General features: G+C 64.0%; 26 protein-coding genes and 2 tRNA genes. 17 read left to right on the top strand and 11 right to left on the bottom strand.

Features of this window, described 5'->3' with window-relative positions:
- The first annotated feature begins 82 nt into the window (after window positions 1-82).
- Together nodI and DWV00_RS29095 are read left to right on the top strand one after the other, a co-directional pair.
- Window positions 83-997 carry a nodulation factor ABC transporter ATP-binding protein NodI gene (gene nodI / locus DWV00_RS29100; RefSeq protein WP_115537081.1) on the top strand — a complete coding sequence of 305 codons (915 nt, stop codon included), beginning with the start codon at window positions 83-85 and terminating at the stop codon, window positions 995-997.
- A gap of 71 nt (window positions 998-1,068) precedes the next feature.
- Entirely contained in the window at window positions 1,069-1,914 is an 846-nt protein-coding gene (locus DWV00_RS29095) for an ABC transporter permease (protein ID WP_115537080.1), read from the top strand.
- A gap of 84 nt (window positions 1,915-1,998) precedes the next feature.
- On the opposite strand, the gene DWV00_RS29090 is transcribed toward DWV00_RS29095, so the two are convergent.
- Both DWV00_RS29090 and DWV00_RS29085 read right to left on the bottom strand, forming a co-directional pair.
- Window positions 1,999-2,421, bottom strand: coding sequence for a hypothetical protein (locus tag DWV00_RS29090; protein ID WP_115537079.1), 423 nt, complete (start codon window positions 2,419-2,421; stop codon window positions 1,999-2,001).
- A 189-nt stretch (window positions 2,422-2,610) separates the two neighbouring features.
- A complete protein-coding gene (locus DWV00_RS29085; protein WP_147297999.1) occupies window positions 2,611-3,750 on the bottom strand; it encodes a hypothetical protein in 1,140 nt (379 codons plus the stop codon).
- 170 nt (window positions 3,751-3,920) lie between these two features.
- Between DWV00_RS29085 and DWV00_RS35010 the strand changes: the two genes are divergently transcribed.
- Both DWV00_RS35010 and DWV00_RS29075 read left to right on the top strand, forming a co-directional pair.
- Window positions 3,921-4,118 carry a type II toxin-antitoxin system RelE/ParE family toxin gene (locus DWV00_RS35010; protein ID WP_115537077.1) on the top strand — a complete coding sequence of 66 codons (198 nt, stop codon included), beginning with the start codon at window positions 3,921-3,923 and terminating at the stop codon, window positions 4,116-4,118.
- A 3-nt stretch (window positions 4,119-4,121) separates the two neighbouring features.
- Window positions 4,122-4,403, top strand: coding sequence for a helix-turn-helix domain-containing protein (locus DWV00_RS29075; protein ID WP_115537076.1), 282 nt, complete (start codon window positions 4,122-4,124; stop codon window positions 4,401-4,403).
- Between the two features lie 72 nt (window positions 4,404-4,475).
- On the opposite strand, the gene DWV00_RS29070 is transcribed toward DWV00_RS29075, so the two are convergent.
- Together DWV00_RS29070 and DWV00_RS34215 are read right to left on the bottom strand one after the other, a co-directional pair.
- Window positions 4,476-5,738, bottom strand: coding sequence for an MFS transporter (locus DWV00_RS29070; protein WP_115537075.1), 1,263 nt, complete (start codon window positions 5,736-5,738; stop codon window positions 4,476-4,478).
- An 11-nt stretch (window positions 5,739-5,749) separates the two neighbouring features.
- Complete coding sequence (locus tag DWV00_RS34215) at window positions 5,750-6,718, bottom strand: PRC-barrel domain-containing protein (protein WP_181885624.1); 969 nt, start codon at window positions 6,716-6,718, stop codon at window positions 5,750-5,752.
- Between the two features lie 126 nt (window positions 6,719-6,844).
- Between DWV00_RS34215 and dusA the strand changes: the two genes are divergently transcribed.
- Both dusA and DWV00_RS29050 read left to right on the top strand, forming a co-directional pair.
- Window positions 6,845-7,843: a tRNA dihydrouridine(20/20a) synthase DusA gene (gene dusA, locus DWV00_RS29055; RefSeq protein ID WP_115537073.1), complete on the top strand. Its 999-nt coding sequence runs from the start codon at window positions 6,845-6,847 to the stop codon at window positions 7,841-7,843.
- A gap of 80 nt (window positions 7,844-7,923) precedes the next feature.
- Window positions 7,924-7,999: transfer RNA gene (locus DWV00_RS29050), tRNA-His, on the top strand.
- 85 nt (window positions 8,000-8,084) lie between these two features.
- Here DWV00_RS29050 and DWV00_RS29045 read toward each other — a convergent pair.
- A complete protein-coding gene (locus DWV00_RS29045; RefSeq protein ID WP_115537072.1) occupies window positions 8,085-8,282 on the bottom strand; it encodes a hypothetical protein in 198 nt (65 codons plus the stop codon).
- Between the two features lie 197 nt (window positions 8,283-8,479).
- Between DWV00_RS29045 and DWV00_RS29040 the strand changes: the two genes are divergently transcribed.
- Window positions 8,480-8,908 carry a hypothetical protein gene (locus tag DWV00_RS29040; RefSeq protein WP_115537163.1) on the top strand — a complete coding sequence of 143 codons (429 nt, stop codon included), beginning with the start codon at window positions 8,480-8,482 and terminating at the stop codon, window positions 8,906-8,908.
- Window positions 8,909-9,024: 116 nt separating this feature from the next.
- On the opposite strand, the gene DWV00_RS29035 is transcribed toward DWV00_RS29040, so the two are convergent.
- The gene (locus DWV00_RS29035) at window positions 9,025-10,179 is read right to left on the bottom strand and encodes an enoyl-CoA hydratase/isomerase family protein (protein WP_115537071.1); all 1,155 of its coding nucleotides are present in this window, start codon (window positions 10,177-10,179) and stop codon (window positions 9,025-9,027) included.
- A gap of 110 nt (window positions 10,180-10,289) precedes the next feature.
- Between DWV00_RS29035 and DWV00_RS29030 the strand changes: the two genes are divergently transcribed.
- On the top strand, window positions 10,290-10,502 hold the full coding sequence (locus tag DWV00_RS29030; protein WP_115537162.1) for a hypothetical protein: 213 nt from the start codon (window positions 10,290-10,292) through the stop codon (window positions 10,500-10,502).
- A 16-nt stretch (window positions 10,503-10,518) separates the two neighbouring features.
- On the opposite strand, the gene DWV00_RS29025 is transcribed toward DWV00_RS29030, so the two are convergent.
- Window positions 10,519-10,857: a DMT family transporter gene (locus DWV00_RS29025; protein ID WP_115537070.1), complete on the bottom strand. Its 339-nt coding sequence runs from the start codon at window positions 10,855-10,857 to the stop codon at window positions 10,519-10,521.
- Window positions 10,858-10,860: 3 nt separating this feature from the next.
- Window positions 10,861-11,358, bottom strand: a complete 498-nt coding sequence (locus DWV00_RS29020; protein WP_115537069.1) for a heme-degrading domain-containing protein — start codon at window positions 11,356-11,358, stop codon at window positions 10,861-10,863.
- Window positions 11,359-11,514: 156 nt separating this feature from the next.
- On the opposite strand from DWV00_RS29020, the gene DWV00_RS29015 reads away from it, so the two are divergent.
- The 9 genes from DWV00_RS29015 (at window position 11,515) to DWV00_RS28975 (ending at window position 18,823) form a co-directional block, all read left to right on the top strand.
- A tRNA-Met gene (locus DWV00_RS29015) sits at window positions 11,515-11,591 on the top strand.
- A 381-nt stretch (window positions 11,592-11,972) separates the two neighbouring features.
- The gene (locus DWV00_RS29010; protein WP_115537068.1) at window positions 11,973-13,370 is read left to right on the top strand and encodes an L-lactate MFS transporter; all 1,398 of its coding nucleotides are present in this window, start codon (window positions 11,973-11,975) and stop codon (window positions 13,368-13,370) included.
- A gap of 12 nt (window positions 13,371-13,382) precedes the next feature.
- Window positions 13,383-13,514: an MFS transporter small subunit gene (locus DWV00_RS29005; RefSeq protein WP_115537067.1), complete on the top strand. Its 132-nt coding sequence runs from the start codon at window positions 13,383-13,385 to the stop codon at window positions 13,512-13,514.
- A 167-nt stretch (window positions 13,515-13,681) separates the two neighbouring features.
- Window positions 13,682-14,227: an NUDIX hydrolase gene (locus tag DWV00_RS29000; protein WP_115537066.1), complete on the top strand. Its 546-nt coding sequence runs from the start codon at window positions 13,682-13,684 to the stop codon at window positions 14,225-14,227.
- A gap of 41 nt (window positions 14,228-14,268) precedes the next feature.
- Entirely contained in the window at window positions 14,269-15,006 is a 738-nt protein-coding gene (aat, locus tag DWV00_RS28995; RefSeq protein ID WP_115537065.1) for a leucyl/phenylalanyl-tRNA--protein transferase, read from the top strand.
- Between the two features lie 72 nt (window positions 15,007-15,078).
- On the top strand, window positions 15,079-15,879 hold the full coding sequence (locus DWV00_RS28990; protein WP_115537064.1) for an arginyltransferase: 801 nt from the start codon (window positions 15,079-15,081) through the stop codon (window positions 15,877-15,879).
- Between the two features lie 133 nt (window positions 15,880-16,012).
- Window positions 16,013-17,056, top strand: coding sequence for a quinone-dependent dihydroorotate dehydrogenase (locus tag DWV00_RS28985; RefSeq protein ID WP_115537161.1), 1,044 nt, complete (start codon window positions 16,013-16,015; stop codon window positions 17,054-17,056).
- 97 nt (window positions 17,057-17,153) lie between these two features.
- Window positions 17,154-17,954: a transporter substrate-binding domain-containing protein gene (locus DWV00_RS28980; protein WP_115537063.1), complete on the top strand. Its 801-nt coding sequence runs from the start codon at window positions 17,154-17,156 to the stop codon at window positions 17,952-17,954.
- A 209-nt stretch (window positions 17,955-18,163) separates the two neighbouring features.
- A complete protein-coding gene (locus DWV00_RS28975; protein ID WP_115537062.1) occupies window positions 18,164-18,823 on the top strand; it encodes an amino acid ABC transporter permease in 660 nt (219 codons plus the stop codon).
- A 12-nt stretch (window positions 18,824-18,835) separates the two neighbouring features.
- Here the strand turns inward: DWV00_RS28975 and lepB are convergent, their stop codons facing one another.
- The 3 genes from lepB to DWV00_RS28960 all read right to left on the bottom strand — a co-directional run bounded on the left by lepB (window position 18,836) and on the right by DWV00_RS28960 (window position 21,565).
- A complete protein-coding gene (gene lepB / locus DWV00_RS28970) occupies window positions 18,836-19,567 on the bottom strand; it encodes a signal peptidase I (protein ID WP_115537061.1) in 732 nt (243 codons plus the stop codon).
- 99 nt (window positions 19,568-19,666) lie between these two features.
- Entirely contained in the window at window positions 19,667-20,668 is a 1,002-nt protein-coding gene (locus DWV00_RS28965; RefSeq protein WP_115537060.1) for a Gfo/Idh/MocA family protein, read from the bottom strand.
- Window positions 20,669-20,848: 180 nt separating this feature from the next.
- The gene (locus DWV00_RS28960) at window positions 20,849-21,565 is read right to left on the bottom strand and encodes a FadR/GntR family transcriptional regulator (RefSeq protein WP_115537059.1); all 717 of its coding nucleotides are present in this window, start codon (window positions 21,563-21,565) and stop codon (window positions 20,849-20,851) included.
- Between the last annotated feature and the right edge of the window lie 736 nt (window positions 21,566-22,301).

Genomic DNA, 22,301 nt, shown 5'->3' with positions numbered 1-22,301 from the left:
CAGGCGCAAGGCAATCGAGCGCGATGCAATAGAATGAGGCACCGTCGGCATCGAACCGGTGCGGTACCTCTCCTCCGTCCTCATGTCCAATAACACAATCGAATTTCGCGACGTGGTGAAGCACTATGGCGATAAAGCGGTCGTCGACGGTCTCTCGTTCCACGTCCGCGCCGGCGAGTGCTTCGGCCTGCTCGGCCCGAACGGCGCCGGTAAGACGACGACCTTGAAGATGCTGCTCGGGCTCGTCGAGCCAGACGCCGGCACGATCTCACTATGTGGGCAGACGATTCCGTCCGGCGCGAGATTTGCGCGCCAACGCGTGGGGGTCGTGCCGCAATTCGACAATCTCGACCCCGATTTCAGCGTACGCGAAAACCTGCTCGTGTTCGGCCGCTACTACGGCTTATCGGCGAGCAAGACGCGCGCCATGGTGCCCGAACTGCTCGAATTCGCACGCCTCGAAAGCAAAGCCGACGCGCGCGTCGGCGAGTTGTCGGGCGGCATGAAGCGGCGTCTGACGCTCGCGCGTTCGCTCATCAACGACCCGGACGTACTGATTCTTGACGAGCCGACAACCGGGCTCGATCCGCAGGCACGCCATTTGATCTGGGATCGGTTGCGCTCGCTGCTCGCCCGCGGCAAGACGATCTTGCTGACGACGCACTTCATGGAGGAAGCGGAACGGCTCTGCGATCGGCTTTGCATCATCGAGGAAGGGAGCAAAATCGCCGAAGGCGCGCCGAGCGAATTGGTGGCGCAGGAAATCGGCTGCGACGTGATCGAAATCTACGGTGCGGCACCCGAGGCGCTGCGCGACGAACTCGCGCCGTTCGCCGCCCGCACCGAGATCAGCGGTGAAACGCTGTTTTGCTATGTGCGTGACGCGGCTCCTGTCAATGCGCGTTTGGCGGGACGCTCGGGCCTGAAGTACGTACACCGGCCCGCGAATCTCGAAGACGTGTTCTTGCGATTGACGGGACGCGAGATGCAGGATTGAAGCGTGTTGACGAACGTTGACGAAAGCTGACGAAAGCTGACGAAAGCTGAACAGAACGGAAGAACTGAACGATGGATGCCCCTCCTTACGACACGCCGGCCCGCGCGCGCCGCACGGCCAAGGCCGAGCAAGCGCGCCGCTGGCGGCTCGCGCTGCCCGCCAATGCGACGAACTGGGCCGCGGTTTGGCGGCGCAACTATCTCGTCTGGCGCAAGCTCGCGGCCGCCTCGATGATCGGCAACTTGGCCGATCCGATGATCTACTTGTTCGGGCTGGGCTTGGGGCTTGGCCTGATGGTCGGCCATGTCGACGGCGTTTCCTATATCGCCTTCCTGGCGGCCGGCACGGTCGGATCGAGCGTCATGATGTCGGCCACGTTCGAGTCGATGTATTCGGGCTTCTCGCGCATGCACGTGCAGAGAACGTGGGAAGCCATCATGCATACGCCGCTGACGCTCGGCGATATCGTCGTTGGTGAAATCGTCTGGGCGGCAAGCAAGGCGGTGTTGTCCGGGGCGGCGATCATGCTCGTCGCCGGGCTGCTCGGCTATGCGAAGTTTCCTTCGATGCTGCTCGCCCTGCCTGTCATCGCGCTGGCCGGGCTCGCATTCGCGAGTCTCGCGATGATCGTGACGGCAGTCGCGCCGTCATACGATTTCTTCATGTTCTATCAGACGCTCGTGCTCACGCCGATGCTGCTGCTGTCGGGCGTCTTCTTTCCGCTGGCGCAGTTGCCCGAGGGCATCCGCCGCGCCGCGGCGGTTTTGCCGCTCGTGCATGCGGTCGAGATGATTCGCGCGGCGATGTTGGGGCGCCCGCTCGAAGGCGCCGTCGTGCATTTGTGCGTGCTCGCCGCGTATGCGATCGTGCCGTTTTTCGTCTGCGCCGCGCTGTTCAGGCGCCGGCTGATGCGTTGATAGGTTGACGCATCGGCTTCTCACCCTCGCCCTTGCGATCGGCTGACGGCGCGCCGCGTCGCACAACGGGCACGCTGCACCACTTCACTCTTCGTCGTCGCTCCAGGGAATATCGACATCGCTGATGAAAGCGACCATCGCGAGCGGGCGCGCCTCGTGCCGCCCGACCTTGCCGTCGGCACGCTGCCATTCGAGGCGAAATACGACCGACGGCGTATCCGCCAGCAGCCACACTTTGCGGATTTCGTCCGGATCAGCCTCTTCGACGGGGCCATCGAGCGAAATCAGCAACGTCTGAGGCCAAAGGCCGCCCTCCGGATCGTAGATACGTTCGCCGTCGGGGATCGACGTGAACGCTTCGACGCCGATCGTGTCGCTGGCATCGACGATCATCTTGGCCAACGCTTGCAACACTGCCGTCGCGCGCACGGAATTCGCTTGCCGGATCGCGAGGTCGCCTCGCGTCAATGCTTGCTCGAGTTTGGGGTGGGTCTTGTGTGTGCCCATGGTGATGTCTTGGCTCGCTCGTTTCTCGGGTTGGTCTCGTCGGCGCCGTCGATCGTCTTGACGACGCCGTCCAATGGACGAATCGTACCACCTGGGATGCATCGGCTCATGCCTTGTTGAGCGTGGGCTGGCGGCCCCGGGACACTCGGCCCGCGCGCGCGTCTTTTGGAACTCAACGGAAAATCGAAATCATCGGCCGGCGTGTCGCGCGACTAGGGTGTCTCGCTTGTGCCCATTCAACCAGGCGGCCTCGGTGTAGTTTCTGCCATGGCCGAGCGACTCCAGGACCCTCTTGTAGCCGGCGACCGTCGGGATGTGGCGCGGCTTTGCGTTGGGCTGGAAGTGAATCACGCCGGGCAGCGGTCCCATATTCACGCCGCCCGCATACGCCGTGTCGTTGCGTTTCGCCCACGCGTCGTGGGCGCCGTGCTGAATGGGGTGATGCGGCAGCACCCCATACCGCTTCGTCACCATGGGCGTTTTCCGTGCGGGTTTCCTCGCGCCTGGCCCTTTCGGCGCGACATTCCGATGTGCGAGAAGCGACGGCCCATACAACCCGGTTTCCATCAATTTGGCGTTGAAAAGCGGCACGAAGGTGAGGCCCCCGACACGATCCGCGCGCCGCTGCCCATCGGCGCGGCGATAGACGCCGTGAATGTCGATGTCGCCGTAAATCAAGTTGCCGGCGCTGTCTCGCACGCCGAATATGCCAGGCGCCAATTTGTCCAGGCGCAGTCGCTCGCGCGCGAGCGCGCGCAAACCCCGCAACGCACGCTTCGAATGAGTAGAGTGCGGACGGCGAATATTGCGGACGTCTTTTTTCCCCTTTTCGACGTCCTCGCCGTGATAAAGCACGACTCCGGGGAACGAAGCGGCTTTGTTGGTCTTCTGATAAACGCCCGCCGGCTTGGGGCGCATCCCGAAGCGGCCGACGTTCGCTACCCGCGAAGCGTTTCCCGTTCGCACGAAGATATCGAACCCATTCTGATCGGCCAGCGATTGAAAGGCGACCGCCTCGAGCGGGTCCAAACCCAAGGACTTGAAATCGCGGACCTCAGGAAAGAAAGCCCCGATCAGATCCGAACCCGATGGCTTACAGCTTTCCGGCGCGCCAAACACGCTGCTGAACGAGCGTAGGAGCGTGCGGTTACCAATTTCAGGTGCCCCTCCACGCGTTTGCGCTCGGGGCGCGCTCGCCGATAGCGATCGATGTCGAACTAAAACGGCCATGGACGGCTCCCTGGAAACTATGCCATCACCGAGTACCGCTTGTGCTTCGCCGACAAACGTCCAGATCTCCGCAACGATCGCCTTCCCTGCCGTTTTCACTCTATCTGAGCACGCCGCACGACCCAAGCTCGTCCCGCAAAAGTAGAACGCCCAGTCCGAAGAAATGGGCTTTTTATGAGATTTCTTTGGGGGCGGCGGATGGCCCTCCTTCCTCCGCCGTGTCGGGACAACCGTCCTATTTTTCTAGCCGTGAGTTGAACGGAACAACGATGCCGTTACGATCGATGCGCCCAAAAACTGGGGCACCGACGCTGCGCGGAGCGCATCTACTACCAGGAATAAACATGCGCATGCACCTCAGGGGGACGGGGCAGCGTCTGGTTGTATTGCACGTGTTTGTGAAGAAAACGCAGAAGACGCCGCGCCGAGCCATCGAGGCCGCCTACACCCGAATGAAGGAGGACTGAACGGTGACCAACCTTGCAACCCTGAAGAAGCGCCTGCTGGCGGACCCGGCTACACAAGCCGAGTACGACGCGCAGGCGCCCGAATTTGCTGTCGCGCGCGAACTCATCGCCGCACGCGTGCGTGCCGGACTGACTCAGGAACAAGTGGCCGAGAGAATGCAGACGACCCAATCCACCATCGCGCGCATGGAGAGCGGCCGCACGATGCCGTCGCTGCGCACGTTGTCCCGCTACGCTGAAGCAACGGGAAGCCGCGCTGTCGTTCGTCTGGAAGCTACGAGCTAACCGCCCTACTCCCCGAGGATCAGGCGTCGCCGCCGGGCCGGACTTCACGTGCGGCCCAGCGTGCTATCCCGGTTACGTCGTCGACGGCTCGTGGGCTTGCCCGCTCGAATCGGTTTCGTCCGCGTCGCGCGTTTCGGGCAGCGCTGCCCAAACGAGCAGCACCGCCAGCGCACCAGCCGCCGCCAGCGCCATGAAGCTGACCGTGTTGCCGAAGCGATCGGAGATGAAACCGGCGGCGAGCGTGCTCAACGTCGCACCGATACCCGCCGTCAGCCCGAACAGCCCTATGCAAAGGTTGTAATGCCCTTTGCCGCCTGCGACGTCGGCCGCGATTAGCGGCAGCATGACGCCGAATACGGCCGCGCTGATGCCGTCGAAAAGCTGCACGGGCACGAGCAGGTAGGGGCTCGAGACGCCGGCGAATAGCAGCGCGCGGATCGGCAGCGCGGCAAATCCGAATACCAGCAACGGGCGCCTCCCCCAGCGCTCGGCCGATCGGCCGACCCAGGGCGACATCGCGGCCACCACCATTTGCGGCACGATGATGCAGGCCGCGATGACGAGCTGCACGTTGTCGGTCATATGCGCCGTGACTTCCCCGGCCGCAAGATTGAGCATCGCTGCATTCGACAAATGGAACAGCGCGATGCAAGCGGCGAAGATCAGGACGCGGCGGTCGCGCAGCAGCGAAGCGATGCTTTCTCGATGTTCGGGCGCGGCGGGTACCGGTGGGCTCGGCGCGGCAGGTGCGTCCGGTTCGCGGAGATTGGCGAGCGCAGCGCGGCCCGTATCCTCGATCATCGTCAGCGCAAACAGCGCCGGCACCGTCAAGGCGGCCGTCAGCCAGAACACCGCGCGGGCCGACGAATATTCGCCGAACGCCCCCATCGCGGCGGCTGCGAACGCGCTGCCGATCGAGGCGAAGCGCGCATTGCGGCCGAGCCGATCGCCCAAGGCATGGCGCCCGACCAGCGCGAACGAAATGGCTGCGATCGCGGGCGTCAGCATGCAACTCGCAAAGCCGTGGAAAACCTCGGCGGCCAGCACGGGCAGCAGGGTGGGACTTGCCGCGAGCAGCAGCGCGCACGCTGCGATCGCCACGATCGCAGCGGCGCCGGCGCCCTTTTTGTTGCGCAACGCGTCGATTAGCGCGCCGGCGGGTACCTGGCTCAGCATCGCCGTGGCGGTACCGACGCTCAAGGCGACGCCGATCTCGCCTTGCGTCCACTTGTTGGCGGTCAGGTAAGACGCGATGAATGGTCCGAACCCCGTCTGGACATTGGCCAGAAAGAAGTTCAGCCAATCGAGCGCACGAAGACTTCGTTTAATTGCCATCTGCGCGTTCGTTACCTTGTAGGATGGCCGGCCGAGGCGGCATCGGCCGCGGCCGGCGCGACGGTGCGTATCGGCAGGTTCGGCTCGTACGGCGGTGCCGCATTGATCTGGGCGTCCGATAGATCCGATTGCAGCGTGAGTGCGTTGTCTTTCGGCACGAAATGCAGCGCCGACCAGTCGGCCGCGATGCTGCGCCGCTCGTGGATCAGGCTGCCGACATCGACGACGGCCGCCTGCGGCTCGCCGCGATTGTCGATCAGCACGTCGACGACCCGGCCGACCCGCGTGCCGTTGCCGCGCTCGGCCGTGGCATCGATCACGCCGAGCCACTGCGCATCCTTCGGGCCCGCTCCGGCCGGTTTGCCCGCGCCGTTGTCCTTGCCTTTGGACGCCGCTGCCGCGGGCGCTTCGCCCGCCGGTATCGCGAGCGTGATCGGTGCCTTGTGCTGACTTGCGTTGAACCGGAAGTCGCTCCATGGGAAGCGCATCTTGCGATCGCCGATCCCCATGAAGCCCGCCAGATTGACGAGCATTTCGCGCGGCTTGCCAGCCGCATCGACGAACATATCGATGGCACGGCCGATGATCTTGCCGTCCGGGCGCTGTACGCGCGTGTCGAGCAGGCCGTGCGTGTCGTCGGCCGCCAGCGTGCGCGTCGCGATCAGCGGCGGGGGCGCGGCGGGCTTCGGCGGCGGAGGCGGTGGCGCCGGATGAGGTTTGCGCGGCGGTCGATAAACGGGCTTGGGCGCCACGCGCCTGTGTTCGGGCGCTTCTTGCGGCGCCGAGGCGGCAACGGGCGCGGAGGCGGCTTCCGAGGCCGGTTCCGGCGGCGTGGCTTCGGGCTCCGGCTCGGGGGCCGGCTGCTCGGGCGGGGGCGCGGGCGGCGGCGCGAACCAAGTACTGCACCCGGCGAGCGTCGCCAGCAGCAAGACGAGAAGAACGCGCCCGGCGAGGCGCTGACGGGACAATCCGTCGCTCATTGACCAAAGCTCCTATAAGGCACGCAGCGGTCCCGGCGGCGTGTGCGTACGCATCGCCGGATTTCGCGCGGCCTCCATTCTAGCGGCTGAGGTAAAATTACGGGCTTGCCGTTCGCCTTATTCGCCATGTCGCCACGCCCTCCAATCAGTCCTCGCCGTGTATCCGTCGCTCCGATGATGGACTGGACCGATCGTCACTGCCGTTATTTTCATCGGCTCATTTCGCGCCACACGTGGCTTTATACCGAAATGGTGACGACCGGTGCGTTGCTGTTCGGCGACGTCGCACGCCATCTCGCGTTCACGGCGGAGGAAGCGCCCGTCGCGTTGCAGCTCGGCGGCAGCGAGCCCGACGATCTCGCCCGCGCCGCGAAGCTCGGCGAGCAATGGGGATACGACGAAATCAATCTCAATTGCGGGTGCCCATCGGAGCGAGTGCAGCGCGGAGCGTTCGGAGCGTGCCTCATGAACGAGCCGCGGCTCGTCGCCGATTGCGTGCGGGCCATGCGCGACGCGGTCACGGTTCCCGTGACGGTCAAGCACCGGATCGGCGTGGACGCCGTCGAGGATTACGCCTTCGTGCGCGATTTCGTGGGGACGATTGCCGATGCGGGCTGCGAAGTTTTCATCGTGCACGCGCGCAATGCGATCTTGAAGGGACTGTCGCCGAAAGAAAATCGCGAGATTCCGCCCCTGAAGTACGAATATGCCTATCGGCTCAAGCGCGATTTTCCGTCGCTCGAGATCGTCATCAACGGTGGGATCAAGACGCTCGACGAAGTCGAATTACATCTGCAGCACGTCGACGGCGTCATGCTCGGCCGCGAGGCTTATCACAACCCGTTCGTGCTGGCCGATGTCGATGCTCGCTTTTACGGCGGGGACCCAGCGAAGACGCGCGAGCAAGTGGAGGCGGAGCTCATCGACTATTGCGCCGCCGAGCTTGCCCGAGGGACGTATCTCGGCGCCGTCACGCGCCATGCGCTCGGGCTGTATCGAGGCGTGGCCGGCGCTCGCGGATGGCGGCGCGTGCTCTCGGACAACAAGCGGCTCGCGGCCCGAGATCTGTCGATTTTCGAGGAGGCGCGCGGTCATCTGCGCGAACCGTCCGAAATTATCGGCTGAGGGGCTAGGCAAGCGGCAATTCTATTCGTATAATCTCGCTTCTTCGTTGGCGACGCCGGCGAAGGGCAAGTAGTTCAGTGGTGGCTGTAGCTCAGTTGGTAGAGTCCAGGATTGTGATTCCTGTCGTCGTGGGTTCGAGTCCCATCAGCCACCCCAAAGAGATTTCTGAAAAGCCCAGTTCTTCGGACTGGGCTTTTTGCTTTTCCTACCCGCCCCACTCGCACGATCCGGCACACGCCGCCTAATCGCAATCCCCGGACAAGTACTTGCGCCCGTCACAAGTGATTTCGATGGCACCACTGCTGTTCTCGTCGGCCAGCCCCGCACCGAGCAGTTCGGCCGCAATCGACATCGAAACGAGCGGCGGCGTCTGGCCGACGCCGACTTCATCCAGGCGCCGCAGCGCCTCGACCGCTTCGGGACTCAATGATTTGGACATCGCCCACTCCTGATCACGCGCAACTCGCTAATTAAATTTAGCACTTTCCGGGCATGACACCTGAAGTCATCACTCATAGAACGGGTGCCGACGCATGGCCCGCCTATAATGTCGCTCGTTCCGATTCCCGCGAACACGCTCCGATGCCCAGGCTGCGCCCGCCGCTGCCTGCCTCGAGCGCGGTCGCCCCGTACTACATGCAAAAAATCATTCTGCCTTTCGCCTCGGGATTTCTCGCCGCGCTGTTTTTCCGGGAAGCCACGCTCGCCATGCTGCATGCGGCCGGCTTGATCGCCGCGACCGGCTTTTCGACCGATCCGTTCGTGCCGCTCGGCATGCCCGAGTTCATTGCGAATGCGATCTGGAGCGCGGCGTGGGCCGTGCTGATGGCGTGGCTGCTGCGCGTCTCCCCGGAACGGGCGGCCCCATGGGTGCAGGCGTTCGTGTTCGGCGGCATTGTCCTCACGGCGGCGCGCGTCTTCATGGTCGATCCGGCGCGCGGCATCTGGCCGAGCGGCAACATGCTGCCGCGACTCTCGGTGGGCTTCGCCGCCAACGCGGTCTGGGGCTGGGGCGCACTCGTGTTCATGCGCGCTTTCATGCGCCCGGCGGAAGAGGAATCCTGAGCACGGGCGGGATTCTCGATACGAAGCACGGAGCCACGGCGGCCGGCTTCGATCGCGGCGGGAACGGCTCGAGGCCGACAAAGCCGATCGGCCGCGTCCTACTCTAGCCCGCTAGCCTACCCTAGCAAATGACGCAGCGGATGCGTATCGGGCGTCCATGCGCTGACGAACATGTTCTCGACTTCGGCGCGCGTCACGTCTTCGATACGTGCAATGCGCCATACGGGGCGATCGTCCTTGTCGACGATCCGGGCGCGCACCCCTTCGACGATATCCCCGTGATCGAAAATCGAACGCGTCAAGTCGAGATCGCGTCTTAGACAATCCGACATCGGCCCTTCCGCGCGCGCGACCACTTCGAGCGAAACGGCCATCGACAGCGGCGAGCGCTCACGCATGACGCGAATCGTTTCCTGCGCCCATTCGCGCGCGCCGGGCTCAGTCTCGGCCTCGAGCGACTCGACGATACTGGTCACATCGGGCTGGGCGAAATGCCGATCGATCCACGTCCGCGTCGCGGCGAGCGATAGCGTCACCGAGCGGCCGCCTTCGCCAGGCCGCGCCAGCGGCGGCGCCGTGCGGCTCGCGAACCCCTCGACGCAGGCCAGCACATCCTTCGCATCGGCGAATTGAGCGGAGGCGAGCGCCTCGATCAGCGCCGGGATGGCCGACGTATCGAGATAAGCATCGGCCAACCCGGCATAGAGCGCGTCGGCCGCATCGATCGTCGAGCCCGTCACGGCCAGATAACGCCCGATCGCTCCGGGCGTGCGCGCCAGGAACCAACCCGCGCCCACATCCGGAAACAAGCCGATACGCGTCTCGGGCATCGCCATTTTCGTCGTCTCGCTGACAATGCGCAGTCCGCCCGTGCGGTGCGCCCCCTGCGAAATGCCCATGCCGCCGCCCATGACGACGCCTTGCATCAGCGCGATATAGGGCTTGCCGTAGGTGAAGATCGCGTGGTCGAGCGCGTATTCCTCGGTGAAAAACGCATCGCGCGCGGCGACGTCGCCACGGCGTCCCGCCTCGTAGAAGTAGCGCACGTCGCCCCCGGCGCAGAACGCGCGAGCATGCGCACTGTGCGCGACGACGGCGAGCACGCGCGGATCGTCGCGCCAGGCGTCGAGCGCGGCGTGCATCGCGCGAATCATCGGAAGAGACAACGCGTTGAGCGCTTGCGGGCGATTCAACTCGATGAAACCGATACGGTTGTCGACTCGGGTGCGCACCTCGTCGCATTCGACGAGACTCGGTTCAGGCTTGGACATGAGCGGCGATCGGAGAGTGTCGAGAGACGCAAAAGGTAGCATGGGAGCGCACCGCACGGGAGCAGGACCCGCCGCGTTAGACCATGCCCGATTCTTGCTGGCGCACGGCCATGGACACCTACTTTTTCCAAGACCGCCCGATCTCCGAGGCGGACGCATCGACCGCTTGGTTCGACTACGCCGCGAACAGCAGCATCGATTGGTCGCGCGCCATCAGCATATGGGAAGACGCTTCCACGCCCGAGGGAGAAGAAAGCCGGCAAGCCGTAGCGAAAGCCGGCATCCGTGTGGTCGTGGATCGCGGACGAACCCGTACTGCGTGAAACCCGCGGCGAGGCCTCAATGCGCCTGCATGTTCGAAAAAAGATTGAGGACGACGACGCCCGCCACGATCAGCGAGAGCCCGGCAACGGCCGCGAGATCCGGTATTTGACGGTAGAGGACCATGGCCACGAGCGTGATCAGCACGATGCCGACGCCGGACCAAATGGCATAGACGATACCGACCGGCATCGACTTGAGCGTCATCGACAGGCAGTAGAACGCGAGCCCGTACCCGGCAATCACGACGAGCGCGGGCACCCAGCGCGTGAACCCTTCGGACGCGCGCAAGGCCGACGTCCCGATGACTTCGGCGACGATCGCGATCGCGAGCCAGACATAACCGGTGCCGCGCATCGCTCAGACCTTGTCGAGCGCCAGCGCGGCGAAATCGTGTTCGAGTTCGGCGCAAAGCGCTTCGACGATGAGTTCGTGATCGGCGCGCTGCGAGAGCCCCGAAACGGTGACGGAGCCGATCGCGCCGACGCCTGCGAGCGTGATCGGAAACGAACCGCCGGCCGCCGCATACTCGGCGGGGGGCAAGCCGTACTTGTCCACCAGCGTCGCGTTGGTCTGCTGCAAGCGCAGCCCGACCGCATACGAACTGCGCCGAAAGTGCGCGACGACGTTGCTCTTGCGCCTCACCCATGCCGAATTGTCGGGCGCTGTGCCGTCAACTGCGGCGAAGAAGAGCGGCAATCCGAACGTGCGAACGTCGATGGCGATGACGTGGTTGCGCGCGATCGCCAGCTCGCGCAAGAACGTGCCGATCTTCCACGCGCGCGCCGAATCGAATCGCGGAAAAACGAGGGTGCGCTCTTGATGCGCGATGGCTTGGAGGTCGTGTTCGAGGTTCATGGGCCGATTCTAGCGTACTGGATGACAGGGCTAGGTTCGCAAACCCGCCGCGCATTTGCATTTGTTCGCCGCCGCCATTTCGGTTGCTTCCAATTTTTCGGTTGCAACCTGTTGCACGACCTCATGGTTTCCCCTATAATCTCATCTTTCGACGGACGCGGGGTGGAGCAGTCTGGCAGCTCGTCGGGCTCATAACCCGAAGGTCGTAGGTTCAAATCCTACCCCCGCAACCAAGTCCCAAGCGAAGCTTCAAACGCTCACGCCAAAGCGCGGCGATAACGAAAGAAGCAGAAAGATAAGCGCGGAAGCGTTCTTTTAGGCGCACCGCGTAGCATCGAAGCCCGATCCCATGATCGGGCTTTTTTGTTTTCTGCCGTCCGCTTTTTCCCTCCAGCTCCCTCCTCCGCCGCATACCTCGCGGTTATCCCACTTGTCGGCAAACCGGCATCCCGGGGCCTTTATGCATTCCCGTTTCCTATTGCACGCGCCCGCTTGCGCTCCTATCGTTAGACGCGCAGGAAAAAGTATGACAAGTCATCACAGTAAAACGTAAGCGGTCGCGCAGCCATCGCCACATCGGTCTGCCGCCCCCAACGACAACACGGAGACCCCCTGTGAGCACGACCGATTCGACTGGCCTCGCCGGCTCGCCGCCGTTCCTTTCTAAACAAGCGATCCTCGCCAAACCCGGGTTTTCGCGCTGGATGGTGCCGCCGGCCGCACTGGCCGTGCATCTGTGCATCGGCCAGGCTTATGCGTTCTCGGTGTTCAACGGACCGCTGACGAAGGTGATCGGCATCACCCAGTCGGCCCCCGGCGACTGGTCGCTGACCACGCTCGGCTGGATCTTCTCGCTGGCGATCTTCTTCCTCGGGCTGTCGGCCGCATTCGCCGGCAAATGGCTCGAGCACGTGGGGCCGCGCCGCACGATGCTGACGGCCGCATGCTGCTTCGGCGGCGGGTTCCTGATTTCCGCGCTCGGCGTCTGGCTGCATCAAATCGTGCTGCTGTACCTCGGTTACGGCGTGATCGGCGGGATCGGACTCGGCCTCGGCTACGTCTCGCCTGTGTCGACCCTGATCCGCTGGTTCCCGGATCGCCGCGGCATGGCCACCGGCATGGCGATCATGGGCTTCGGCGGCGGCGCGATGATCGCCGCGCCGCTGTCGGTCGCGCTGATGAATCATTTCAAAAGCGCGACGAGCGTGGGTGTGGCGGAAACCTTCGTCGTGCTCGGCATCGCCTACTTCATCTCGATGACGATCGGCGCGCTCGCGATTCGCGTCCCGCCCGTCGATTGGAAACCGGAAGGCTGGGTGCCGCCCGACACGGCCCACAAGATGATCACGCGCAATCACGTGCACATCGATCGTGCCTTGAAGACGCCGCAGTTCTATCTGGTCTGGCTGGTGCTGTTCTTGAACGTGACCGCGGGCATCGGGATCCTCGGCCAGGCATCGGTGATGATTCAGGAGAGCTTCAAGAACACCGTGACGCCCGCGGCGGCGGCCGGTTTCGTCGGCTTGCTTTCGCTGTTCAACATGGGCGGACGTTTCGTCTGGGCATCGTCGTCCGACAAGCTGGGCCGCAAGAACACCTACTATGTGTTCTTCGTGCTCGGCGCCCTGCTCTACTACTTCGTGCCGAGCTTCGCGACGTCGGGCAACATCGCTTTGTTCGTGCTTTCGTATTGCGTGATCCTGTCGATGTACGGCGGCGGATTCTCCACGGTTCCGGCGTATCTGGCCGATCTGTTCGGCACGGCGTTCGTCGGCGGCATCCACGGACGCCTGCTCACCGCCTGGGCCGCGGCGGGCATCGCCGGCCCGGTTCTCGTCAACTACATCCGCGCCTACGAAGTCGCCCATGGCGTGGCCAAAGCCGATGCCTACACGATGACGGTTCACATCATGACCGTGCTGCTCGTCGTCGGCTTCGTTTGCAACCTGCTCGTCAAGCGCGTCGACGCCCAGCACCACATGAGCGACGCGCAACTCGCGGCAGAGCGCTAAGGAGATAGAACGATGCAAAACGCCACGCAAACCACGCGGCAAACCAGTGCCGTCGGCTTGATCGTCTTTTGGGCCTACGTCCTCATCCCGCTGACATGGGGTGTCGTCAATACGCTGACCCAGGCGATGAAGCTGTTCGGCTGAACGCATCGGCCGCGCGCTAACCGCGCATCCACTGCAGATCCGCATGAGCCGGGCCGAATGAGCCCGGCTTTTTTCATCGTCCTGCACGACGTCCGAACATAACGCCGGCGCGCAGCACGCGGCGCGCCCGGTGATACACTCGCATCACCCTGTTCCGCACCCTCCCTATGAAATTCTGCTCCGTCTGCGGCCAAGCCGTCAGCTTACGCATTCCCCCCGGCGACAACCGCGAGCGTTTCGTTTGCGAAAGCTGCGGCACCGTGCATTATCAGAATCCGCGCAATGTCGTCGGCACCGTCCCGGTTTGGGAAGACAAGGTGCTGCTGTGCCGGCGCGCGATCGAGCCGCGGTACGGGTACTGGACGCTGCCGGCCGGCTTCATGGAGATGGGAGAAACGACGGCGGAGGCCGCTTCGCGCGAAACGCTCGAGGAAGCGGGCGCACGCGTGGAGGTACAGCACCTGTTCTCGCTGCTGAACGTGCCGCACGTGCACCAGGTGCACCTGTTCTATCTCGCCCGGCTGCTCGATCTCGACGTCGCGGCCGGCGAAGAGAGCCTCGAAGTGCGCCTGTTCGACGAGGCCGAGATCCCTTGGGACGACATCGCGTTCCCAACGGTCGGGCAAACGCTGCGTTTTTTCTTCGCCGATCGCTCGGCCGGCAGCTTCGGACTCCACACCGGCGATATCTTCCGCTCCCTGCGTGACGGCTGATCGCGCCCCCTTCCGCGGCCCCCCATCGTGAGCAGGTCCTAATGGTCCCCTGGCTCGGCCCCGACGATCCTTTTCCACCTGTCGAGCGCGCGCTCGGCCAAGCGAGCGGCGCGCCGGGTCTGCTCGCCGCGAGTTCCGATTTGCTGCCTTGGCGGCTCGTCGACGCTTACCGGCACGGCATCTTTCCTTGGTACTCGGACGGCCAGCCCGTTCTATGGTGGAGCCCCGATCCGCGGATGGTCCTGCTGCCGCGCGAGTTCAAAGTCTCGCCGTCGCTGCGCAAAACCCTGAGGCGCGTCCTGCACGATCCCCGCTGGGAGATTCGCGTCGACCACGATTTCCCCGCCGTCATGCGGCGCTGCGCGCAAGCACCGCGCCGCGGTCAGCGGGGCACGTGGATCACGGCCGAGATCATCGACGCCTACGCGGCGCTGCATCGCATCGGCGATGCGCACAGCATCGAAACCTGGCTCGACGGTCAGCGCGTGGGCGGGCTTTACGGCGTGTCGCTCGGCCGCATGTTCTTCGGCGAATCGATGTTCGCCGAGGTGAGCGACGCCTCGAAAATCGCGCTGGCCGCGCTGGTCGGCCACCTGCGCCGTCACGAAATAGAAATGATAGACTGCCAGCAGAATACGCCGCATTTGGCGTCCCTCGGTGGGCGCGAGATTGCGCGCAAGACGTTCGTGTCCCACGTGCGCGCCGCTGTGGCCGCGGCCCGCATCCCGTGGCGCTTCGATAAGACGGCGCTGCTCGAAGTCCTGCCGCATGCGGTGTAGGTTGACGCCCGCGCCGCTCGCCGATGGCGCTGGCGGTGGTAAGAACAACGGACAATGCACTGAGAGCCGCCGATGACTCACCCGAATGAGCTGCCGCTTTCACCGCTTTCCGCACTGCAGTTTTACGCGACCGCGCCCTATCCCTGCAGTTACCTGGAAGGCCGCATCGCGCGCTCGCAAGTCGCGACGCCGAGCCACCTGATCAACTCCGACGTCTACACCGACCTCGTCAAGGCAGGGTTCCGCCGCTCCGGCGTGTTCACGTATCGCCCCTATTGCGAGGGCTGCCGTGCCTGCGTGCCGGTGCGCGTGCCCGTGGCCGCGTTCATGCCGAACCGCACGCAGCGGCGCGTCTGGAAGCGGCACGGAACGCTCGTCGCCTCGGTCGCGCCGCTGCACTACGAAGAAGAGCACTACGTGCTGTACATGCGCTACCAGGCTGCTCGCCACGCCGGCGGCGGCATGGACCGCGACAGCCGCGACCAATACGAACAATTCCTGCTGCATAGCCGGATCAACTCGCGCCTCGTCGAATTCCGCGAGCCGCCCGACGCGCCGAACGACGCGGGGGTGCTGCGCATGGTCAGCATGATCGACATCCTCGGCGACGGCCTCTCGTCGGTCTACACCTTCTTCGAGCCCGACGCCCCGCACGCGAGCTACGGCACCTACAACATCCTCTGGCAGATCGAGCAGGCGAGAAGCTTGGGACTGCCGTACGTCTACCTCGGCTATTGGATTCGCGAGAGTTCGAAGATGGCCTACAAGGCGAATTTCCGGCCGCTCGAAGGGCTCGTGGACGGGCATTGGGCGCCGCTTGCCGTGATGCAGCCCGATGCCGGCAACACAGCCGGCCCCGCCGACGCGCGATGAAGCGAACGACGCGGGCACCGCGCGAGGCAGCGGCTATCCCGCGGTGCCGGGGGGAACCGCCGCGGCGCCGGCCGGCACCGCCGCCAAAACCGCTAAAATAGCCGGTTTTCTTTTTTCGCCCTCGACCGCTCAAGTGCTCAGCTCCCTTTACCCGCTCGTCCGCTCTCGCCTCTTTCGCATGGATGCGGAAGACGCCCACCACCTCACGCTCGGCATGCTCGGCGCCGCCGGCCGCACCGGGCTCGCCCGCCTGCTGGGGCAGCACGTACCCGATTTGCCGCGTACCGTGATGGGGATCGCCTTCCGCAATCCGGTCGGTCTCGCGGCTGGGCTCGACAAGGAAGGCGCCTGCGTCGACGGGCTCGCCGCGCTCGGCTTCGGCTTCATCGAAGTAGGGACGGTCACGCCGCGCGCGCAGCCGGGCAACCCGCGCCCGCGCATCTTCCGGCTGCCGGAGGCCGGCGCACTCATCAACCGGATGGGCTTCAACAACCGGGGCGTGGATCAATTCGTCCAGAACGTGCAGGCCGCGCGCTATCGCGGGCCGCTCGGCCTGAACATCGGCAAGAATGCCGATACGCCGATCGAACGCGCCGCGGAGGATTATCTGTACTGCCTCGAACGGGTCTACCCGTTCGCGAGCTACGTGACGATCAACATTTCGTCGCCGAACACGAAGAACCTGCGGCAGTTGCAAGGCGCGAACGAACTCGATGCGCTCATCGGCGCGCTGAAGGACAAGCAGCAGCGTCTGGCCGATATGCACGGCAAGCTCGTGCCGCTCGCGCTGAAGATCGCCCCCGATCTCGACGACGAGCAGATCAAAGCGATCGCCGATACGCTGACGCGCCATGGCATCGAAGGCGTGATCGCGACCAACACGACGCTGTCCCGCGCGGCGGTGACGGGCATGGCGCATGCGGAAGAGACCGGCGGCCTGTCGGGCAAGCCCGTCTTCGATGCGTCGAACGCCGTCATTCGCAAGCTGCGCGCGCAAGTGGGCGAAGCGGTCGCCATCATCGGCGTGGGCGGAATCGCGTCGGGCGAGGATGCCGTGGCGAAGCTCGCCGCCGGCGCTTCGCTCGTGCAGCTTTACACGGGCTTCATCTATCGAGGCCCCGCGCTCGTGGGCGAATGCGTGGAATCGATCGCGCGCGCACAGGCCTCCCGCATATAAAAATAAGCAAACAATATTTATGTCGTGATTGCTTACTTCGATATCATGGCCGCACTCGCGAAAGCACATGGGCTGCTTTGCAAAGGAGACTGAAACTATGAAGTTTGCGACGCTCAAGAAGATCCTGACGGCCGGCGTGATCGGCATGACTTTCGTGGCCGCCACGGCGCACGCCGATGATCTGCTCGATCAAGTCAAGGCGCGCGGCACGCTGCGCATCGGCTGCGAAGGCACGTTCCCGCCGTTCGATTCGAAGGATACGAAAACGGGCGAACTCGTCGGGTACGACGTCGACATCGCCAAGGCGATCGCGGCCAAGCTCGGCGTGAAGCCCGAATTCGTCACGACGGAATGGAGCGGCATCATCGCCGGCCTGCAAGCGGGCAAGTTCGACGTGATCGTCAATCAAGTGGGCGCAACCGACGCACGCAAGCAGGTGCTCGATTTCTCGCCGGCTTACACGTACTCGGGCGCCGAGCTGATTCAGCGCAAGAACGACGACCGGCAGTTCAAGTCGCTCGAAGACCTCAAGGGGCATAAGCTCGGCGTGGGTCTCGGCACGAACTACATGGACATGGCCAAGGCCGTCGGCGGCATCGACATCAAGACGTACCCGGGCGCGCCCGAGTATCTGCGCGACCTCGCGTCGAACCGGCTCGATGCCGCGCTCAACGATCGCCTGATGGTGGCTTACTTGCTGAAGAACGCGCAACTGCCGCTGCGTCCGGGTGCGATGGTCGGGTCGGCGCCGCCGTCGGCTATTCCGTTCAAGAAGGGCAACCCGAAGTTCGCGAAGGCGATCGACGACGCGATGACGCAGCTCGAAGCCGACGGCACGTTCGCGAAGATCTCCGACAAGTGGTTCGGTATCGATGTGAGCAAGCCGGCAGCCAAGTAACGACGACGCCGGCAGGCACCTAGCTTGAACGCACGAGGGCGGCATCGCGCAGATGCCGCCCTTCGTTTTTGTATCTGCCGGGTTCGCCGCGCCGGCCAAGTGCAACTGCAACCGCTTGCGCGCGCGCTGTTTTCGGCACGTATATCATGTGCGCTGCCGCGCCTTTGGCAATGTCGCCGATTCGCTAGCGGCCCTCAACAATAAACGTCATGTCCACCACCACCCTGCTCGTTCAATCGATGCCCGTGCTCGCGCAGGGCGCCGTCTTGACGGTCAAGTTCGCCGTCCTATCGATGATCTTCGGGCTGATCGCAGCCGTCGTCCTCGCGCTGATGGGGATCAGCCACAGCAAGCCGCTCAATTGGATCGCGCGCGTCTACGTGAGCCTGATGCGCGGCACGCCGCTGCTCGTGCAGATCTTCGTCATTTATTACGGACTCCCAAGTATCGGGATTTCGCTCGATCCGACGCCGGCCGGTGTCATCGCGCTGTCCGCCAACGTCGCCGCGTATCTATCGGAAAGCATGCGCGGGGCGATCAACGGCATTCATCGCGGCCAATGGCTCGCGGCCTATAGCCTGGGGCTGTCGCGCCGCCAGACGCTGCGCTACGTGATCGGGCCGCAGGCGCTGCGCATCGCCGTGCCGAGCTTGTCGAACAGCCTCATCAGCCTGATCAAGGACACGTCGCTCGTGTCGGTCATCACCGTCACGGAATTGCTGCGCAGCGCGCAGGAGATCATCGCGTCGACGTATCAGCCTCTACCGCTCTATCTCGCGGCGGCGGCCGTCTACTGGGTGCTCTGTCAGGTGCTCGAATGGGCGCAGCACCGCTACGAGCGGCGGCTGGCGCTGCCCACGCGTCATTGAACCGGTTTTGAATCAGTTCGCTTTCGAGGCTGCGTTCGAGGCTGTGGCCGAATTCGCGGCCAGCGGCTGGTCGAGCGCCGCGCCGAACCGGCCGAAACGCGGCAGATAGTAGCGATCGGGATTGAGCGAGAACGCCACGTTCCGCGTACGCCCCATCACCTCCTTGCGCGGGATGAAGCCGAAGTAGCGCGAATCGGCGCTGTTGTCGCGATTGTCGCCGAGCATCAGGTATTCGCCGGCCGGTACCGTCACGGGACCGAACGAGCTGCGGGGGCTCGGCGCCATCGGCGAAAGGCGCACGACGTGCGACACGCCGTCGAAGCGCTCCGCCAAATAAACGGCGTCACCCGATAGCGCGTCGCGCATCGGAGCCTTGGCAAGCGACCGATAGTCGGCCGGTGCCCCGTTCACATACAGCACGTTGTCGCGCATGGCGATCACGTCGCCGGGCACGCCGATCACGCGCTTGACGAGCAGCTCATGCGCCGCCTTCGAGTCGATCGTGACGATGTCGCCGCGCTGCGGGTCGGCCAGATGCACGAGCGAGATATGCGTGAGCGGCACACGCAAGTCATACGCCATTTTGTCGACGAAAATCCGATCGCCGATACGAATCGTCGGCAGCATCGAGCCCGACGGCACGACGTTCCAATCCGCGATCGCGCTGCGGAACAGCACCATCAGAAACAGAAACGCGACGAGATTCTTGTTCGAGCGCCAGAGATTGACGAAATATTTGGACATGCAAGCCGCTCCTCGTTGGACCATTCCGAACGCCGTGCCGCCGTCAGCCTGGTTTTCCCGGCGAGGCGGACACGACGGCCGCATCGTAGCACTTCGGCCCTACTCGGTCGGAAAAACGAGCCCGAGCGCCGCGCGCGCGGCATCGAGCATCGAAAGCATCTGCAGCGACTTCGCATGCGTCATGATCGGGCTTTCCAACGCGCCCTCGCGAATCAATCCGCAAAAGTGCTCCGTCTCGTAGTTGAGCCCGCCGCCTTCGAACGGCACGTCCAACTCGACCACGCGGCCGCCCACGTAACTAACCGTCGCACGCACGGGATTCCACCATTTCTCGTGAATCGATACATGCCCGAGCGGCCCCAGGAGCAGCGCATCGCCCTGACCGTCCAAATCGAGCCCGCAAAAGAGCTGGGCAATGCCGGCGTCGTGCCGGCTGTGCACGCTCGCGAAGGTATCGACGCCCGACGGCCCGAGCCGCCCGAACGTCTGCACGTCCAGCGGTGCGCCGAGCCAATCGACGGCGAGAAACATCTCGTAGACGCCGATGTCGAGCAGCGCACCGCCGCCGCCGGCCAGCGAAAGCGATGGATGATCGGCCGGCACGTTGGCAACCGAGCAGCCGGCCCGCACGAGCCCGACGGGCCCGATCGGATTGCCGCGCAGATGCTCGCGCAGCTTGCGATACAGCGGAAAGAACGGCGGCTTCATCGCCTCCATGAATAGGCGTTGCGAAGCGCGCGCCGTTTCGAGCACCGCCTCGAGCTCGCGGACGTTCAGCGTCGCGGGCTTTTCGCACAACACGTGCTTTCCGGCCGCGAGGGCCGCGCGCGCGTATTGCGCGTGACTGTCGTTGAGCGTGGCGATATAGACGGCGTCGACGTTGCTCGCGAGCAACGCGTCGAAGCTGCCGCTTGCCTCGCCGCCGTGCCGCTGCACGAACGCGTCCACGCTTTCGGCGCGGCGCGACCATACGCGGGCGATCCGCGCACCTCTCACGTGCGCGAGCCCTTGAGCAAAGCGATGCGCAATGTGCCCCGCGCCCACGATGCCCCATTCGATCATTCTCGCTTCCGCTTCACTCACGTCGTGTCCCGTCCTCATTGTCGTCGGCTAGCAATTTGGCCATCGACCGTATTGTCCTAGATCAATGGATCTCGCCATGACAAGACGCCGGGTATTGAAATGCGTTTCTCTCGCGGAATGAGAATTTCAATTAATCCTTTCTAAAAATGAAAAGACCGGCGCGCAGTGCCGCCGGTCTTGCATGGAATGCACATCGTGCTATCTGCGATTGGGCATTTCCACGGAAAATTCGCGGCTTATTTCATCGGCTGCAAAGTCGATGACGGCGAGTGCGGCCGCTTCGGCTTCTTTCGGATCGCGACGTTCGATCGCTTCGACGAGCCGCTCATGCGTGCGCACCGAAATCTCCCAAGCCCCCGGCTTCTGACTGAGCATCGGATGCGTGGCCGATAACGCGCCGCGAATGATGGCCGCCATTTGCTGGAAGAACTGATTGCCGCTCGCATGAACGATGCGCGTGTGCAACAGTTCGTCGGCCGCCTGATAGCCGCCGTCGCCCGGCGCGAGCGTTTTAAACACTTCGAACGCTTCGCGGATCGCCGCGACTTCCGATACGCTGGCCCGCGACGCCGCCTGCCCGGCCGCGCGCGGCTCGATCAGCATTCGAAACTCGATCACGTCGCGCATGAATTGCGGATCCGGCTTGGCGCGAAAGCGCCAATTCACGACGTCTTCGTCGATCATGCGCCAATCGCGCATCGAGCGGATACGCGTGCCCACTTTAGGCCGGACGTCGAGCATATCGCGCGCAAGCAGCATCGATAGGGCTTCGCGCATGACCGTACGGCTCACGTCGAATTCTTTCGATAGCACGTCCTGCGGCGGCAGAATCGCTCCGTATTTCTCTTCGACGATTCCGCTAACGAGCCCGTCCATGACCTTGCTCACCAGCGAACGGTCTTTGCCCTGCTCCATAACTCCCCCCGATGCGCCCTGCGACGCTTCAAAGCCAAATTCATTGCGCACCTCCCGCCAAACCGCGGCCGGCAAGCGATACGGTGCTTCGATCCGTCACGGCGCGCCATTGGGAAACGCCTGAACAGGGTTATCCCTCTGATGAAAGGTGCAGGCCGCACACCTTAATCGCCGGCGCGCCCACGCGCTCCAAATTATTTCGGACACCTGCATAATTTCGCGAGGGCGCCGCAGTTGCGATGACGCCGCTCACGCCCGCAATACATTCGACCACGAGCGAGACGTTTCGTTGTCCGAAGCAACATACGACGAATCGCTATGGCAGCAACGGTACGTCGCGCGCAACCGTAATACCGTTCGCCATCGCACTCACCTTACAGACTTCATTCGCCATTGGGGAAATCACGCAGCGACAAGGCATTTCGGCCATGTCTCAACAATGAGTCATTTACGACGCACCGCTTTTTAGAAGAAGGCGCAACATCGCCGAGGCTTGCCGCTGCGCAGCGCACGACTCCGATCATGCTTGATACGCCTCGTTTAAAACGGCACGGCGGGCGGCCCCGCCTCCATCCAGCGTGAGCCAGGTCCGACGAAATGAAACGCAGCGACGCACCGCGTGCGCCGTGCAACACAACTGAATCAATTCCCGCTGCCGCGGCGCTCTCGCGTCACATCCCTGCCCGCGCAGGCAAGGCTGGGAACGGCGCTGCGCGTGCCGTCAAACATCAAGCCG

Source organism: Trinickia dinghuensis (assembly GCF_003367175.1).
GTDB lineage: Bacteria > Pseudomonadota > Gammaproteobacteria > Burkholderiales > Burkholderiaceae > Trinickia > Trinickia dinghuensis.
This window is presented reverse-complemented; position numbering and strand designations above follow the sequence as displayed.

Excerpts from the sequence above, each read along its gene's own strand:
- DWV00_RS29005 (WP_115537067.1), top strand. The coding sequence starts at position 13,383 with ATGCAAAACGCCACGCAAACCACGCGGCAAACCAGTGCCGTCGGCTTG.
- DWV00_RS29000 (WP_115537066.1), top strand. The coding sequence starts at position 13,682 with ATGAAATTCTGCTCCGTCTGCGGCCAAGCCGTCAGCTTACGCATTCCC.
- DWV00_RS29025 (WP_115537070.1), bottom strand. The coding sequence starts at position 10,857 with ATGCGCGGCACCGGTTATGTCTGGCTCGCGATCGCGATCGTCGCCGAA.
- lepB (WP_115537061.1), bottom strand. The coding sequence starts at position 19,567 with ATGTCCAAATATTTCGTCAATCTCTGGCGCTCGAACAAGAATCTCGTC.
- DWV00_RS29020 (WP_115537069.1), bottom strand. The coding sequence starts at position 11,358 with ATGAACCTCGAACACGACCTCCAAGCCATCGCGCATCAAGAGCGCACC.
- DWV00_RS28975 (WP_115537062.1), top strand. The coding sequence starts at position 18,164 with ATGTCCACCACCACCCTGCTCGTTCAATCGATGCCCGTGCTCGCGCAG.
- aat (WP_115537065.1), top strand. The coding sequence starts at position 14,269 with ATGGTCCCCTGGCTCGGCCCCGACGATCCTTTTCCACCTGTCGAGCGC.
- DWV00_RS29040 (WP_115537163.1), top strand. The coding sequence starts at position 8,480 with ATGCAAAAAATCATTCTGCCTTTCGCCTCGGGATTTCTCGCCGCGCTG.
- DWV00_RS28960 (WP_115537059.1), bottom strand. The coding sequence starts at position 21,565 with ATGGAGCAGGGCAAAGACCGTTCGCTGGTGAGCAAGGTCATGGACGGG.
- DWV00_RS28980 (WP_115537063.1), top strand. The coding sequence starts at position 17,154 with ATGAAGTTTGCGACGCTCAAGAAGATCCTGACGGCCGGCGTGATCGGC.
- DWV00_RS29070 (WP_115537075.1), bottom strand. The coding sequence starts at position 5,738 with ATGGCAATTAAACGAAGTCTTCGTGCGCTCGATTGGCTGAACTTCTTT.
- nodI (WP_115537081.1), top strand. The coding sequence starts at position 83 with ATGTCCAATAACACAATCGAATTTCGCGACGTGGTGAAGCACTATGGC.
- dusA (WP_115537073.1), top strand. The coding sequence starts at position 6,845 with ATGTCGCCACGCCCTCCAATCAGTCCTCGCCGTGTATCCGTCGCTCCG.
- DWV00_RS29045 (WP_115537072.1), bottom strand. The coding sequence starts at position 8,282 with ATGTCCAAATCATTGAGTCCCGAAGCGGTCGAGGCGCTGCGGCGCCTG.
- DWV00_RS29090 (WP_115537079.1), bottom strand. The coding sequence starts at position 2,421 with ATGGGCACACACAAGACCCACCCCAAACTCGAGCAAGCATTGACGCGA.
- DWV00_RS28965 (WP_115537060.1), bottom strand. The coding sequence starts at position 20,668 with ATGAGGACGGGACACGACGTGAGTGAAGCGGAAGCGAGAATGATCGAA.
- DWV00_RS28990 (WP_115537064.1), top strand. The coding sequence starts at position 15,079 with ATGACTCACCCGAATGAGCTGCCGCTTTCACCGCTTTCCGCACTGCAG.
- DWV00_RS29095 (WP_115537080.1), top strand. The coding sequence starts at position 1,069 with ATGGATGCCCCTCCTTACGACACGCCGGCCCGCGCGCGCCGCACGGCC.
- DWV00_RS35010 (WP_115537077.1), top strand. The coding sequence starts at position 3,921 with ATGCCGTTACGATCGATGCGCCCAAAAACTGGGGCACCGACGCTGCGC.
- DWV00_RS34215 (WP_181885624.1), bottom strand. The coding sequence starts at position 6,718 with ATGAGCGACGGATTGTCCCGTCAGCGCCTCGCCGGGCGCGTTCTTCTC.
- DWV00_RS29030 (WP_115537162.1), top strand. The coding sequence starts at position 10,290 with ATGGACACCTACTTTTTCCAAGACCGCCCGATCTCCGAGGCGGACGCA.
- DWV00_RS29035 (WP_115537071.1), bottom strand. The coding sequence starts at position 10,179 with ATGTCCAAGCCTGAACCGAGTCTCGTCGAATGCGACGAGGTGCGCACC.